The organism is Novosphingobium sp., assembly GCF_024642085.1.
Classification (GTDB): domain Bacteria; phylum Pseudomonadota; class Alphaproteobacteria; order Sphingomonadales; family Sphingomonadaceae; genus Novosphingobium.
This window is the reverse complement of record NZ_JAHEBV010000025.1, coordinates 14,985-28,690: the sequence shown is the minus strand read 5'-3', so window position 1 is coordinate 28,690 and position 13,706 is coordinate 14,985. Positions and strand designations below refer to the sequence as shown.

Below are 13,706 nucleotides of genomic sequence, written 5' to 3'. Positions count from 1 at the left end.
ATCCGGGCCTGTGGGTCAGCGAGAACGACTATCCCGCCGCAGACCTGCGCCAGCATCACACCGGCGTCACCCGCTTCCAGCTGGACATCGGCATCGACGGACGGGTCAGCAATTGCACCGTAACGGTGTCGAGCGGGCATCCCGGGCTGGACAGTGCCGCCTGCGCCAAGCTGACCCAGCGCGGCCGTTTCGAGCCCGCGATAGACAGCACCGGGGCGCGGCTGCCGGGGACTTTCTCCAGTTCGGTGCGCTGGCAGATCCCGGAGTGAGGGCCGCCTGATCCAGTCCCGCCGATACGCCCCGTCCGGACCCGACCGGACGGGGCAACACTGCCCGATCGCCGCGTCAAGCCAATTGCATTTGCCGCCGCGCAGGATAATGCTCTGCGTTCAGGGGAGACTGCGTTCATGGACGATCCGGAACCGGCTGAAGCGTCACCCTTGCGGGTGTTCCTGAGCTATTCGCGCAGCGACCGGACACGCGCGCTCAAAGTCATCAAAGCGCTGGAAAGCCACGGCATTTCTGTGTGGTGGGACGGCATGCTTGAAGTGGGCCAGGCGTTCGCCCATTCAACCGAAACCGCCCTGGAAACCGCGGATGCCGTGGTCGTGCTGTGGACCCGGACATCGATCCAGTCGCATTGGGTGCGCGATGAGGCCACGCGCGGGCGCGACCGGGGCTGCATGGTGCCGGTGCTGCTTGACGGTTCGCAGCCCCCGCTGGGCTTTCGCCAGATCCAGTATATCAAACTTGATCACTGGCGCGGCAAGGCCACCGCGCACGAGTTTGAAGAGCTGGTCCACGCCGTGCGCACCGCGGCAGCTGCGCCCAATACGCAGTTAAACTTTGCCGCCGCCGCGCCGCGTTCCAGCAGCCCGGTTTCCCGCCGCAGTGCGCTGATCCTGGGCGCAGGCGGGATCTCGGCGCTGGGCGCGCTGGCGGCATGGCGCAGCGGCCTGATCGGTGCTGGCAGCGCCGATGCCGTCAACAGCGTAGCCGTGCTGCCGTTCCGCAACCTCAGTGGCGATCCGGCGCAAAGCTATTTCTCCGACGGCCTGTCGGAAGAACTGCGCACCCTGCTCAGCCTTAACCGCAGCATTGAAGTGGCGGCCGAAACATCGACCAGCGCGCTGACCAGCCAGGGCAAAGACCCGCGCGCGATATCCTCGGCGCTGAAAGTCGCCTACATTCTTGATGGCAGCGTGCGCCGCTCGGCCGACATGCTGCGGATCGCGGCACGGCTGATCGACGGCAAGACCGGCTTTGAAAAATGGTCGCAAAGTTTTGATCGCAAGGCCGGCGATGTCCTGGTCCTGCAGAACGAGATCGCGACTTACGTTGCCGACGCGTTGGCGGCGCGGGTCACCGCCGCGGCCGATATTGGGCGAACCACCAATGCCAGGGCGTTCGATGCCTATCTGCGGGGGCTGGCGCTGTACAAAAAGGCCGAAAGCGAGGCCACTGATCGCGGCGCTCTGGCAGCTTATGACGAGGCGATTGCGATTGATCCCCGGTTTGCCCTGGCCCATGCCGCGCGGGCGCGGGCGCTGGTGGTCATCGCATCGACCTATGGCAGCGGGGCGGAGATTGGCCGACTGCAGGGACTGGCGCGGGAAGCGGCCAACACGGCAGTGCGCCTTGCCCCCGATATGGCCGAGGGACAGTTTGCGCTGGGCTTTTTCCTGAGCAACGCCATGATGGATCAAAAGGGCGCTGCCCTGCCGTTCCAGCGCAGCGTCGAACTGGGCTTCGGCAATGCCGATATCCTGACCGCTTATGCCGACTTTGCGACAAATACCGGCCGCTTCGACGAGGCGCGCAAGGCGGCCGAACGGGCCAAACGGCTCGATCCGCTTAATCCGTCGGTGCTGCGCAGCGCCGCGCTTCTGGAGTTCTACAGCCGCAATTACGCCGCGGCTGAAACGGCGCTCAGTGCTGCACTTGCGCTGAATCCCAAAGTCGGGGTGATTCATCGGTTCCTGGGGGATTGCGCATTGGTCCAAGGCAATGCCGAACAGGCGCGCGGGCAATATCTTGATGAACCGCTGGCGATCCTGCGTCTGCCCGGCCTGGCGATTGCCGATTTCAAGCTGTCGGGCGCCGAAGCGGGCGAAGCGCGGCTGCGCGAGCTGATCGGCCAGTTCGGCACCAACAGCATGTACCAGCAGGTCCAGATATATGCACAGTGGGGCCGCACCGACGATGCGTTGAAAGCGCTGGACCAGGCTGTTCTGGCGCGCGATGCCGGACTGGTCTTGCTGCGTAACGATCCACTGCTTGATCCGGTACGCAGCGCGCAGCGATTTAGCGCGGCGTTACAGCAACTTGGCTTTGCCTGAACCCCGCAGCCGAAGCAGGATTCGACATTAACCGCAGTTTACGGCAGTCTTCCGCCTGGTTTGTTGCATTCCGGCACGGACCCGCACTGAAGGGGGATTCATGAAAAAGACTGCACTCGTAGCCATTCTTGCCTGCGCCACGCTCGGCCTTGCCGGTTGTTCCAAGCCGGCCGAAGAAGCTGTCGAAACCGCAACCGAAGCTGCCGCTGACGCCAGTGACGCTGCTGCGACCGCCAGCGACGCTGCTGCCACCGCCAGCGATGCGGCTGCCGATGCTGCTGCGGCACCTGCCGACGCATCGACTGACGGACAGGGCAACGGCGTGACCCGCTAATACTCTTCGGCCGGGGCGGCGGGATCACCGCCACCCCGGTCGTTCCTGCATTGCTGCGGTAAGATCAACGGCATCCGGGTCGCGGAAAGATCGGAGCCAATGACCAATTATCATCGCTGGTTGCTTGCCGCGCTGCTGACTGTCTTGATCGTCGGCGGACCGGCCCGGGCCCAGACCACGCCCGCACCGATGCCGCCACCTTCCGCAGATGCGACTGTCCCGACCGATCCCGAAGCAGTGCCGCTTGAAGAACCAATCCTGCCCCAGGGTTGGCGCCCTGACTGGCACTTTGCGCCCTATCCTGGCACCGACACGCTGACCCCGCCGACGCAGGACGATCCAAACCCGTCGCTGGCCGCGCTGCAGCGCCTTACCGAACAGGTCCCGGACGAGGATCAGCCAGCCTACGTCGCCTTCATGGCAACGCTGACCCGCAGACAAACGGTGTCGCTGTTGGGGGTGACCGAGCAACTGCGATCAATTGGTGAGCGCGGGGCCTTTGTTGATTTCCTGATCAAGCTTCCCGCAGCGCAGCAACGGCCCATGATTGAACTGATCGATTCAATGTCCGACGATCAGCTGTCTGCTTATTCCAAGGCTCTGCACCTCAACGACCAGGACCGGTGGCAGGCGGTGCCGGACTATCTTATCAAAGCCGGACCCGATGCGGCTCAGGCCATGATGTTCGGCAACCTGCTGTGCAGTCAGGAACGACGGGTAAAGCGCCTGGTGCTGGCCTTTGAATGCCACGTTCCCGAAGGGGCAGCGCAGTTCCTCGATCACTGGACCGTCGTGCTGGCAAAGCCGATCGTGCGTCTTGTTGCAGCGCACGGCGTAGTTGCGCCCCGGGTGCTGGCACCGTGGCAAGCCCAGATCTTCAAGTTCGGCAAGGATGCGCCGGTCTATACGACTGAACAACTTGACCGCGAATTGACCAACTTTGGCCGCCAGCTGAGCCCTTATGAACGCAACCACGTGTGCGGGGGATCGCTGATCAAGCCAGGCTGGATCCTGACCGCTGCGCATTGCATCATTCCGCCTCAGGACAGCACCCGGGTTGAGGACTTCCTCACCCAGCGCAAAGTGCGGATGGGCACAATGGATATTGCCGGCGGTGGCGGTGCCGATTGGACCATCGACGGGATCGTGGTCCACCGCGATGCCAACACCAAAGTGCCCCAGCAGGGCAATGACGTAGCACTGCTGCACATCACCGCGCCGCGCAATGTACCGGGCAAGACCGATCCGGGCCAACTGGTCAAGGTTGCGCCGATCCGGCCAGCCCCGGCGGGCATGGCCGATCCGCCGCGCGGGCAGACAATCTACGTCAGCGGCTGGGGCGTGACCGGAATTGCGGACGCGACCCGCCAGTTGCGCGATGAACACGGCAATGCCCAGGTTGCACCGCGCTATTTGCAGACCGCCAGGCTTGAATACCTGCCGCCCGACCGCTGCGACCGCGACCGCCGCTTTGTCCAGAAGAAGTACCGCATCAAGCCCGGCCAGATCTGCGCCGGAAGCCCGCGCACGGATTCGTCGTGCTGGGGTGACAGCGGCGGGCCATTGGTGGCCAAGGACGGTTCGGAGTTCGTGCTGCTTGGGGTCGTCTCGTATGGCGTGGGCTGCGGCGGGATTCGCGCGCCCAGCGCCTTTGCCGATGTCCGCGCGTTTGGCGACTGGATCGAACAGGCACCCAAGCATTACCAGCGCGGCAAGGTCGTGTTCTGGGCGCCATAGGCCCCCCGAAACCGGCGATCACCCCATCTTAACCTGGCTTTGCTAGGGAACAGGCGAAGCCAACGCAGATTGAATGGGGTTTTTTCATGCCGGCACCGGCAGCCTTTCCGCCCGCCGCGCGCGATGCCTTCGCCGCAGCCTATCCGAACGAGCCGGCCGTGTTGCACCACAGCCTGGCCGGCCATCCGCTGCTAAGCCTGGATGCGCTGGCCGATCTGGCTCTGGCCTTGCCGGCAGACAGCATCGAATACAATCCCGGCGCCTTGCCGATCGGGATTGCCCCTGAAGACGTGCCCGCACCGCGCCTTGGCGTGGTTGAAACGATCCGCCGGATCGCTGATGCCGGATCGTGGGTTGCCCTGAAGCGGGTCGAACAGGTGGCAGAATACGGCGCTCTGCTTAGCGATGTGCTGGGCGAGCTTGCGGACGTGGTCGCCGCCCGCACCGGCACGATGCACCAGCTCGAAGGCTTCATCTTCATATCTTCGCCCGGCAGCGTCACGCCGTTTCACTTCGATCCTGAACACAATATCCTGCTGCAGATCCAGGGCAGCAAGGTGATGACGGTGTTCCCGGTCGAGGATGAAGACCTGCTGAGCGCCCAGGCCCACGAAGAGTTTCACCTTGGCCAGCATCACCGCAATCTGCCGTGGGCGGACCGCTTCGCCGCCAAGGGCACGCCTTTTGAACTGACCCCTGGTACGGCGCTGCACGTGCCGGTCAAACGTCCGCACTGGGTGCAGAACGGTGCTGAACCTTCGGTCTCGTTGTCCGTCACCTGGCGTTCCGAATGGTCCTATGCCGAAGCGGACGCCCGTGCTTTCAACGCGGTGCTGCGAAAGGCCGGGATTGCTCCCAAGAGCCCAGGCCTGTTCCCGCAGCAGAACCGCGCCAAGGCGTTGGCCTATCGCGCGCTCCGCCGCATCCGGGGCTAACCTGCCAGCGGCGTTCCCGCCGCGGCCAGCAAGGCATCGAGCTGGGCCAGCGTTTCGTCCATCGCCGCGGTTGCGCCCGATGCTATCTCTGCATCGCAGGCGTCTTTCGACGGGAACAGGTTGCTGATCGTCAGCAGCGTCTTGCCGCCTTTGTCAGCAAAGGTCACCGTGGTGACGGCGCCTTCCTCGCTCTCCGCATTGGTCCACACCATCCGTTTGCCCGGTTCGACATCCAGATAGGTTCCGAAAAAGGCCATCGGCTGATCGAAATCGGGATGACCGAACTCTAGCCGGTAGGCCCCGCCCGTGCGCACGTCCATTTCGCACGACAGCAGTTTCATCGGCAGTGATTGCGGCACCCACCACTTGCGGAACAGCTCGGCCCTCGACCATGCGGCGTAGACGGCCGCCGGGGGCGCATCGACCATGCGGGTGATGACCAGCTCGCGGTCGGAAACGCGGTCCGCCGTGGTCGGATTGGGCCCTGCGCCGGTTTGGCCGTCAGATTTGTGTCCCACGCTCGTTCTCCTCGTTGATCATGTTCTGCACTACCGCGTCCAGCGCATCGAGCCGCGCCGCCCAGGTATGGCGATACGCCTCTATCCAGGCCGCTTCCTCGGCCAGGCGGCGCGCGCCCAGCCGGCAGGTACGCACCCGCCCGACCTTCTGCGTCGCCACGAACCCGGCCTGTTCCAGCACGCTGACGTGCTTCTTGATCCCGGTCAGCGACATGCCGAACCGCGCCGCCAGATCCGTGATGGAGGTATCGGCCCGGCCCAGCTGTTCCAGCACCCCGCGGCGGGTTGGATCAGCCAGCGCGGCGAAGGAAGCGTCAAGCGAGGGCGACTCATACTGAACCATATGGTTCAGTATCTAGCGAATGTTGACCCGCCGTGCAAGCGCGCCATCGATGTCGTTGATTTCAGTTCCGGGTGCTGGGTCAGGCCGGCATTACCCGGCGCAGAAAATCGATCACGGCGGCGTTGAACTCGTCGTTGCGGTCGCCCGCCACCATATGACCGGCCCCGCGGATATCGGCGATTTCCAGATCGGGAATGCGGCGGCGCAGATCGGCCACGCCATCGTCATCGACGATATCGCTTTTCATGCCGCGGACCAGCAGGGTCGGCACCCGATCGGTCCAGTCGGCAGCATCGAGCAGCGCCAGCATGTGCTGCGGATCGGCACGCTGGTCGGTCATCATGCGCTGGTCCCAATGCCAGTGATAGCGCCCATCGCCGCCCAGCCGCAGGTTCTTGTTAAGGCCCGACAGGTCTTTGGGCCGCGGCCGGTCGGGATAATAGGCACTGATCGCGTCGGCGGCCGCCTCGATGCTGGCAAAGCCATCGGGGTTGGCCATCATGAACCCGCGGATCTTGGCCACCCCCTGCGGCGCCATTTTTGGCACGATATCGACCAGCACCAAAGCTGCCGGTTCCAGCCCAATGCAGGCCGCCATCAGTGCGGTCAGCCCGCCCAGGGAAGCGCCGACCAGCGCGACAGGCTTGGTCCCCTGGGCGGCAACGGCGATCAGATCGCGCGCGCGGGTTTCGATCGCATAGTCTCCATCGGGCGACCAATCGCTGTCCCCGTGCCCGCGCAGGTCATAATTGATCGCATAGTAACCGGCATCGGCCAGTTGTACTTCGGCCTTGTCCCACGAATGGCGCGTTTGCCCGCCGCCGTGGCCCAGAACGACGGTGGGTGCGCCGTGGCGGCCGGCTGCATCGGCAGCGATGGCAAGCCCGTGGCCGATCGGCACTTGAATGGTTTGACGGTCCATGTCCGCCGACGATTGCGCGGCACGGCACCGGCGTCAACCGGTATTAATCGTGCAGTTAAAAACGCCGCCTGCTGCGGTCTGGCTTGCCTGTGGGTCAACCTGCGATCACTATGGTGGCTGACACAAGAAGGACCCGACCATGCGCCGCACCTGCCTGCTGCTTGCCCTGTCAGCCGTGCCCGGAACGGCATGGGCCGAAACGGTCTATGTCCGGGCCGGTCATCTGATCGATCCAGAACGCGGCGAGGTGCGGGACGATCAGTTGCTGCGGATCGAGGACGGCCGGATCGCCGCCGTAACGGCGTGGACCCCGCCCGCCGCGGGCGCCGCGCTGGTCGACTGGTCAGCCTTCTGGGTGCTGCCCGGCCTGATCGATTGCCATGTCCACCTGGCCGACGCTGGGCAAAGCGCCAATGTGCTTGAACCCCTGCTCCATTCTGCGGGCGAGATCGCTTACATCGGCGCGCGCAATGCCCGCGACACCCTGGACGCGGGCTTTACCAGCGTTCACGATGTCGGATCGTACCGCGGCTATTCCAACATCGATCTGCGCAACGCGGTCAATCGCGGCGATGTGCCGGGTCCGCGGATCAGCGCGGTCGGCGGCTATATCACGATCCCCGGAGGCGGGGGTGAAGTGACGGGCATGGCACCTGATGTAACCGTACCCGACGACATGCGCACAGGCGTCGTGATTGATGCCGCCGATACTACCCGCAAGGTCAATGCGCTGTTCCAGCACGGTGCCGATTCGATCAAGCTGATCGCGACCGGAGCGGTCCTGACCGAAGGAACCGAACCGGGCCAGCAGGAACTGAGCGAAGCGGAAATGCGCGCCGCCGTTGCGGCAGCGACAGCGCGCGGATCGTGGGTGACAGCCCATGCCCACGGCGCCGAAGGCATCAAATCGGCCTTGCGCGCCGGGGTGCGCGGGATCGAACACGCCAGCCTGATCGATGATGAAGGGATTGCGCTTGCCAAGGCCAGCGGCGCTTTCCTCGACATGGATATCTACAACGGCGATTTCATCGACGAGGTCGGCCGCCGCGATGGCTGGACGCCCGCCATCCTGCGCAAGAACAGCGAAACCACCGAAGCGCAGCGGCGCGGTTTTGCCAAGGCGGTCAAGGCCGGGGCAAAGCTTACTTTTGGCACGGATGCCGGGGTCTTTCCCCACGGCCACAATGCCCGCCAGTTCAAATATATGGTGCGCTATGGGATGACGCCGATGCAGGCAATCCAGTCGGCCACCACCGTCGCTGCGCAGATGCTGGGGTGGAGCAAGGATGTCGGCGCGCTATCGGCGGGGCACTATGCCGACATGGTTGCCGTGGCGGCCAATCCGCTGGCCGATATCAGTGCGCTGGAACAGGTTACGCACGTCATCAAAGGCGGCGTGGCTGTGCGTTAGGCAGTCAGAAACGCTACCAGCGCCTTGACCTTTTTCTGGCGCCACTGCGGCAGCGGCGCGACCATCCAGTAGGCAAAGCGGCAGGCTTCCCGTTCGGCTGCATCATCATCGACCAACAGCGCGGGAACCCGCGCCCGGCCCAGCCCGGCGCGCGCCGCTGCCAGCGCCTGTCCGGCATCCCCGACATTCAGCGGGGCGGCTTCGTTGCTGCCACCGGGCAATGCATCGCCCGGCCAGGCAATCCACGGCCCGTCGCCCACGGTGATCCGTGCCGCTTCGCCCAGCTGGATACCTTCCAGATCGCCCGGCCCTTCGGCCCAGCGCACCGCCAGATCAAGGTTGGCTTCGGTAAAATCGATCGCTGCATCTGGCACCAGACTGATCCGCACATCGGGATTGGCGGTGCGGTACTGCGCCAGCCGCGGGGCCAGCCAGGTGGCAAAGACATCGCGCGGACAGGCGATGGTGTAGACCAGGCTGGATTGCCCGGCCTGCATCGCCTGCACTGCATCCTCAAAATGCAGAAAGCCGATGCGCAGTGCCTCAAGTCCGGCATTCGCTTCGTCGGTCAGTTCAAGCCCCTTGGGCGTGCGGCGGAACAGGACCACGCCCAGCATGTCTTCAAGCGCGCGAATCTGCTGGCCGACGGCCGCAGGGGTGACGGCCAGTTCATCCGCTGCCCGGGTGAACGACAAGTGCCGCGCCGCAGCATCGAACACACGCAGGGCGTTGAGAGGCAGGTGCGTGCGTTTCATGGGCCTGGCCCCTAGCCCGCAGTCGCGGGCGCCGCCAGCGGGAAGAACGGTATCGCCGCTTCGAACAGCGCACCATCGGCGCGGCGAAAGGTATAGTGCCCCTCCATGCTGCCATGCGGCGTTGAAAGCGGGCAGCCCGAAACATAATCGTGGCTTTGCCCGGGCTGCAGCAGCGGCTGTTCCCCCACCACTCCATCGCCTTCAACAAGGTTGATCATGCCGCGCCCGTCGGTGATCCGCCAATGCCGGGTCAATAGCTGCACCGGCTGGTCCGAACTGTTTTCAATGCGGATGTGATAGACCCAGAACCACTTGCCGGCATCGATCCGCGACTGTTCAGGCAGAAAGTTGACCGCCACGCGGACGGTAATGCCCTCGGTCAGGGCAGCGTGTTGGAACAGTTCCTTCATGGCGTCCAAGTTAGCGAGCCAGGGCGCGTCAGACAATGGCGCAGCGCAAACCAATTTATCCGGATAGCCATGCAAGCGGCCATTGGACCTGCGGGCAAGCTTTGCTAGCCCCCTGGTCCATGCATACCGCCCTGCCCGTATCCGAGCTGTTCCTGCTGGCGCTGATCATCATTTTTGCCGTGCCGTACCTGGTCTGGCGGCTGGCGCGGACCGATTACTACGCGCCGTTGGTGGTAGTGCAGATCGTTGGCGGAATCTTGCTGGGACCCGGTGTGCTGGGCGCCGTATTTCCGGCCTATTACGAAACGGTCTTTGCCCCGCCGGTAATCGGCGCGCTGAACGGCATAGCGTGGTGGGCGGTGATGCTGTTCGTGTTCGTTGCCGGGCTCGAGCTTGACCTGGCACAGGCGTGGAAATGGCGCGGTGAAACGGGGCTTACCGCCGGTCTGGCGCTGGGCGTGCCGCTGGCATTTGGCGCGCTGGCGGCAATTGCCCTGCTGGCCCTGGGCAATCCTGCCGACTGGATCGGAGCCAAGGGCGCGCGCTGGCAATTCGTTCTGGGCACGGGCATGGCCTGCGCGGTGACTGCCCTGCCCATCCTGGTGCTGTTCATGCAAAAGCTGGCAGTGCTGCGCACGCCGCTTGGCCAGCGCATCCTGCGCTATGCCAGTCTGGACGATATCATGATCTGGGCCGTGCTGGCACTGATCCTGGTCGATTGGGACCGGGTTACCCGGCAGGCAGGGTTTCTGGCCGGGTTTGCCTTTGCCGTTGTGATGGTGCGGCGGCTGATGGCCCGCATCCCCGAACGCGACCGCTGGTATGCGGCACTGGTCTGGCTGGCGGCCTGCGGATATCTGGCCGACTGGTCTGGCCTGCACTTCATGGTCGGAGCGTTTCTGGCTGGCGCGGCGCTGGACGCAAAATGGTTCGGGGAAGATGCGATCGACCGGTTCCGCGATGTCGTGCTGCTGGCTTTCATGCCGGTGTTCTTCCTGTCTACCGGCCTGCGCACCAGTTGGGACATGGGCGGGCTGACCGCCTTTTGCGCCGCGGCGTTGCTGCTGCTGGCCATGGTGGCGGGCAAGCTGGCCGGGGTCGGCATCGCCGGGCGTATGCTCAAGTGGGGCAAGGGTGAAGCGTGGGTCATCGGCTGGCTGCTGCAGACGAAGGCCTTGATAATGATTATCTTCGTCAACGTCCTGTTCGACAAGGCAATCATTACCAGCAGCGCCTTTACCGCCATGCTGCTGGCCGCGGTCGGTTCGACCATGCTGACTATCCCGGTGGTTGCCCCGGCACTGAAACGGATGGAAGGCCTGACCCGCAAGGCGGGATAGGGCCTGGGTTCAGCCCAGCGCCAGCACGTTCTGTGGCGGGCAGCGCAGAGTGAACCGGCACCCTTCGGGCGGGTATTCCACGGCCACTTCGGCGCGCAATTTGCCGCGCGGCACTTCCTCGATGATCCGCGATCCGAACCCGCGCTTGTCCGGCGTGCGGGCTGGCGGTCCGCCGCTTTCCTGCCAGGTCAGCAGGAACTCGGCGGTATCGCCGCTGCCGGTGGTGCCCCAGGTGATCGTGACCCGCCCCTGCGGCACCGACAGCGCACCGTATTTTTCGGCGTTGGTCGTCAGCTCGTGGATCGCCATGCTGACCGCTTCGGCAGCCGATGGCTGAATAACCACATCAGGCCCATCGATCAGCACCTGGTCACGCTCGTCCGCCAGGATATTCAGCTGGGCATCGATCAATTCGCGCAGCGGCACGGCCGACCAGTTGCGATGGACCAGGACGTCCTGGTTGGCAGCAAGGCTCGCGATGCGCTGTTCCAGCCGCAGGACAAAGGTGTCGGGACTGGACGCTGCTGTCCTTCGGGCCAGCGACTGAACCACGGTCAGCAGGTTTTTCGACCGGTGATTGACTTCCATCAGCAGCAGCTCGATCCGCCTTTCGGCATCGCGCTGCTCGGTCACATCGGTGTTGGACCCGAACCAATAAAGGATTTTGCCCTGTTCATCGCGCAGCGGCACTGCGCGCGACAAGAACCAGCGATAGTTGCCGTCCTTGCCCCTCAGCGGAAACGTGTCTTCCCATTCCTCACCCGATGCAAAACACTGGGCGATATAGTCGGCCACGCGGTCGACATGGTCGGGATGGTGGACCGCTTTCCAGCCCCAGCCCTGCATATCGTCCAGGCTTGTTCCGGTATAGTCGAACCACCGCCGGTTGTACCAGAATATCCAGCCAGCCGGATCGGCAATCCACGCCAGTTGCGCGATATTGTCGGCCATCAGGCTGAAGCGCTGTTCGCTTTCGTCGAGCGCCTGCCGGGTGCGCAATTCGCCCGAAATGTCCCGCATGATACTGCTGGCACCAACGATTTCTCCGGCGCGGCTGCGCACCGGGGATACCAGCACGGCGACCTCTACCGGCAATCCGTCTTTGTGCAGCCGGACCGTTTCCATCCGGGTCGAGCTTTCCCCCTTGGCGATGCGCTCAAGGATGAAGTCTTCTTCGGCCTGGCGGTCGCCCGGAATGATCCGGCGAACCGACTGGCCGACCATTTCGGCTGCAGTCCAGCCGAACATGGTTTCAGCGGCCGGGTTCCAGCTCAGCACCGTCCCGTCGAGACTTTTGGATACCACGGCGGCGTCTGAAGAATTGACGATCGCTTCGAAAAGATCGCTCTGTTCCATTACCGTGCCCATACACTGGTGACGATGATGTGTTTATGCGCACTTGGCAACGCAATCAGTGTGGCGGCGCGTCGATTTACAGGCCCGCTGCGTGCAGTGCGCGGTCCAGATCCTCGATCACGTCCTGTGGATCTTCCAGCCCGACGTTGATCCGCAGCATGCCTTCCGTAACGCCCATCTCGGCGCGGGCTTCGGCGCTGACCGAATAATGCGTGGTCGATGCATTGTGGCACAGCAGCGAACGCGAATCCCCGATGTTGTTGGAAATGTCGATCAAAGTCAGGGCATTGAGCAAGGCGAAGGCCTGATCACGGTCCTCAACCTCGAAGCTGAAGATCGAACCGCAGGCGTCCATCTGCTGCATGGCCAGGTTATGCTGGGGATGGCTGGCCAGACCCGGATGGTTGATCCGGGGCACGCGGCCCTCCAGAAAACGGCCGACCGCCAGCGCGTTTTCGCTTTGCCGTTTGACCCTGAGGTCCAGTGTCTCCAGGCCTTTCAGCACCACCCATGCGTTGAATGGTGACAGGTTGGGCCCGGTGTTGCGCTGGAACGGCAACAGCACGCCCGTAATGAACTCCTCGCTGCCGACCACTGCCCCGGCCAACACGCGGCCTTGCCCGTCCATCAGCTTGGTCGCCGAATAGGCCACCACATCCGCCCCATATTCCAGCGGGCGTTGCAGCGCTGCGGTGCAGAACGCGTTGTCGACCACGGTCGTGATCCCGCGGCTCTTGGCCAGGCCGCAGACGAAGGCCAGATCGACAATATCCATCGTAGGGTTGGCCGGAGTTTCGAAGAAGAACACCTTGGTGTTGGGGCGGATCGCGGCTTCCCATGCCGCGTTGTCGCGCGCATCGATCGTGGTCGTTTCGATCCCGAAGCGCGGCAGCAGGTGATCGACCAGCCAGCGGCATGATCCGAAAGCCGCGCGCGCGGCAACCACGTGATCGCCCGCGCTCAGCTGGCACAGCAGCGCTGCGGTCATTGCCGCCATGCCGGTTGCCTGGACGCGGCACGCCTGCGCCCCGTCCATCACCGCGATGCGTTCTTCCAGCATCGCCACGGTCGGGTTCTGCAGCCGCGAATAGGTCATCCCCGGATCATCGCCGCGGAACCGCGCGGCGACCGTTTCGGCATCGTCGAACGAATAGCCCGAGGTCAGGAACAGCGCCTCGCTCGTCTCGCCCTGCTCGCTGCGCCAGGTGCCCGCGCGCACGGCCTGGGTGGCCGGGCGCCATCTGGAGGTGATCGAGCGGTCTTTGCCGGTTGAGCGTTTCATAGCCCGCGCCTTACGCAGCCGCGC

Annotated in this window: 14 protein-coding genes; 7 read left to right on the top strand and 7 right to left on the bottom strand. The window is 64.2% G+C overall.

All coding sequences use genetic code 11. From position 1 onward, the window contains the following. From Q0L62_RS10535 to Q0L62_RS10515, 5 genes are all read left to right on the top strand, one after another. Positions 1-269, top strand: a 269-nt coding sequence (locus Q0L62_RS10535) for an energy transducer TonB (RefSeq protein WP_296679570.1), incomplete at its 5' end; no start/stop codon positions are given. Positions 270-407: 138 nt separating this feature from the next. After that, complete coding sequence (locus Q0L62_RS10530) at positions 408-2,339, top strand: TIR domain-containing protein (RefSeq protein WP_296679569.1); 1,932 nt, start codon at positions 408-410, stop codon at positions 2,337-2,339. Positions 2,340-2,439: 100 nt separating this feature from the next. After that, complete coding sequence (locus Q0L62_RS10525; protein WP_296679568.1) at positions 2,440-2,673, top strand: hypothetical protein; 234 nt, start codon at positions 2,440-2,442, stop codon at positions 2,671-2,673. A gap of 99 nt (positions 2,674-2,772) precedes the next feature. Beyond that, positions 2,773-4,410, top strand: a complete 1,638-nt coding sequence (locus Q0L62_RS10520; RefSeq protein WP_296679566.1) for a trypsin-like serine protease — start codon at positions 2,773-2,775, stop codon at positions 4,408-4,410. A gap of 86 nt (positions 4,411-4,496) precedes the next feature. Continuing rightward, a complete protein-coding gene (locus Q0L62_RS10515) occupies positions 4,497-5,345 on the top strand; it encodes a cupin-like domain-containing protein (RefSeq protein WP_296679564.1) in 849 nt (282 codons plus the stop codon). On the opposite strand, the gene Q0L62_RS10510 is transcribed toward Q0L62_RS10515, so the two are convergent. The 3 genes from Q0L62_RS10510 to Q0L62_RS10500 all read right to left on the bottom strand — a co-directional run bounded on the left by Q0L62_RS10510 (position 5,342) and on the right by Q0L62_RS10500 (position 7,128). After that, positions 5,342-5,863 carry an SRPBCC domain-containing protein gene (locus Q0L62_RS10510; protein WP_296679562.1) on the bottom strand — a complete coding sequence of 174 codons (522 nt, stop codon included), beginning with the start codon at positions 5,861-5,863 and terminating at the stop codon, positions 5,342-5,344. The two genes, Q0L62_RS10515 and Q0L62_RS10510, sit on opposite strands and share 4 nt — an antisense overlap. Further along, complete coding sequence (locus tag Q0L62_RS10505; protein WP_296679560.1) at positions 5,847-6,206, bottom strand: helix-turn-helix transcriptional regulator; 360 nt, start codon at positions 6,204-6,206, stop codon at positions 5,847-5,849. The genes Q0L62_RS10510 and Q0L62_RS10505 overlap by 17 nt, the downstream gene beginning before the upstream one ends. A 79-nt stretch (positions 6,207-6,285) precedes the next feature. Next, on the bottom strand, positions 6,286-7,128 hold the full coding sequence (locus Q0L62_RS10500; RefSeq protein ID WP_296679558.1) for an alpha/beta hydrolase: 843 nt from the start codon (positions 7,126-7,128) through the stop codon (positions 6,286-6,288). Between the two features lie 139 nt (positions 7,129-7,267). Between Q0L62_RS10500 and Q0L62_RS10495 the strand changes: the two genes are divergently transcribed. Further along, a complete protein-coding gene (locus Q0L62_RS10495) occupies positions 7,268-8,539 on the top strand; it encodes an amidohydrolase family protein (protein ID WP_296679556.1) in 1,272 nt (423 codons plus the stop codon). On the opposite strand, the gene Q0L62_RS10490 is transcribed toward Q0L62_RS10495, so the two are convergent. Continuing rightward, positions 8,536-9,294, bottom strand: a complete 759-nt coding sequence (locus Q0L62_RS10490) for a LysR family transcriptional regulator (RefSeq protein WP_296679554.1) — start codon at positions 9,292-9,294, stop codon at positions 8,536-8,538. The two genes, Q0L62_RS10495 and Q0L62_RS10490, sit on opposite strands and share 4 nt — an antisense overlap. 11 nt (positions 9,295-9,305) lie before the next feature. Next, positions 9,306-9,704, bottom strand: a complete 399-nt coding sequence (gene apaG / locus Q0L62_RS10485) for a Co2+/Mg2+ efflux protein ApaG (RefSeq protein ID WP_296679553.1) — start codon at positions 9,702-9,704, stop codon at positions 9,306-9,308. Between the two features lie 119 nt (positions 9,705-9,823). Here apaG and Q0L62_RS10480 point away from each other — a divergent pair, with 119 nt between their 5' ends. Next, positions 9,824-11,044 carry a cation:proton antiporter gene (locus tag Q0L62_RS10480; protein ID WP_296679551.1) on the top strand — a complete coding sequence of 407 codons (1,221 nt, stop codon included), beginning with the start codon at positions 9,824-9,826 and terminating at the stop codon, positions 11,042-11,044. Between the two features lie 9 nt (positions 11,045-11,053). Here the strand turns inward: Q0L62_RS10480 and Q0L62_RS10475 are convergent, their stop codons facing one another. Next, positions 11,054-12,412 (bottom strand): PAS domain S-box protein, encoded by a 1,359-nt coding sequence (locus Q0L62_RS10475; protein ID WP_296679549.1) that lies wholly within the window; start codon positions 12,410-12,412, stop codon positions 11,054-11,056. 64 nt (positions 12,413-12,476) lie between these two features. Then, the gene (locus tag Q0L62_RS10470; RefSeq protein ID WP_296679546.1) at positions 12,477-13,682 is read right to left on the bottom strand and encodes an aminotransferase class I/II-fold pyridoxal phosphate-dependent enzyme; all 1,206 of its coding nucleotides are present in this window, start codon (positions 13,680-13,682) and stop codon (positions 12,477-12,479) included. Positions 13,683-13,706: the final 24 nt, after the last annotated feature.

Excerpts from the sequence above, each read along its gene's own strand:
- Q0L62_RS10475 (WP_296679549.1), bottom strand. The coding sequence starts at position 12,412 with ATGGGCACGGTAATGGAACAGAGCGATCTTTTCGAAGCGATCGTCAAT.
- Q0L62_RS10500 (WP_296679558.1), bottom strand. The coding sequence starts at position 7,128 with ATGGACCGTCAAACCATTCAAGTGCCGATCGGCCACGGGCTTGCCATC.
- Q0L62_RS10525 (WP_296679568.1), top strand. The coding sequence starts at position 2,440 with ATGAAAAAGACTGCACTCGTAGCCATTCTTGCCTGCGCCACGCTCGGC.
- apaG (WP_296679553.1), bottom strand. The coding sequence starts at position 9,704 with ATGAAGGAACTGTTCCAACACGCTGCCCTGACCGAGGGCATTACCGTC.
- Q0L62_RS10495 (WP_296679556.1), top strand. The coding sequence starts at position 7,268 with ATGCGCCGCACCTGCCTGCTGCTTGCCCTGTCAGCCGTGCCCGGAACG.
- Q0L62_RS10470 (WP_296679546.1), bottom strand. The coding sequence starts at position 13,682 with ATGAAACGCTCAACCGGCAAAGACCGCTCGATCACCTCCAGATGGCGC.
- Q0L62_RS10515 (WP_296679564.1), top strand. The coding sequence starts at position 4,497 with ATGCCGGCACCGGCAGCCTTTCCGCCCGCCGCGCGCGATGCCTTCGCC.
- Q0L62_RS10530 (WP_296679569.1), top strand. The coding sequence starts at position 408 with ATGGACGATCCGGAACCGGCTGAAGCGTCACCCTTGCGGGTGTTCCTG.
- Q0L62_RS10490 (WP_296679554.1), bottom strand. The coding sequence starts at position 9,294 with ATGAAACGCACGCACCTGCCTCTCAACGCCCTGCGTGTGTTCGATGCT.
- Q0L62_RS10480 (WP_296679551.1), top strand. The coding sequence starts at position 9,824 with ATGCATACCGCCCTGCCCGTATCCGAGCTGTTCCTGCTGGCGCTGATC.
- Q0L62_RS10520 (WP_296679566.1), top strand. The coding sequence starts at position 2,773 with ATGACCAATTATCATCGCTGGTTGCTTGCCGCGCTGCTGACTGTCTTG.
- Q0L62_RS10505 (WP_296679560.1), bottom strand. The coding sequence starts at position 6,206 with ATGGTTCAGTATGAGTCGCCCTCGCTTGACGCTTCCTTCGCCGCGCTG.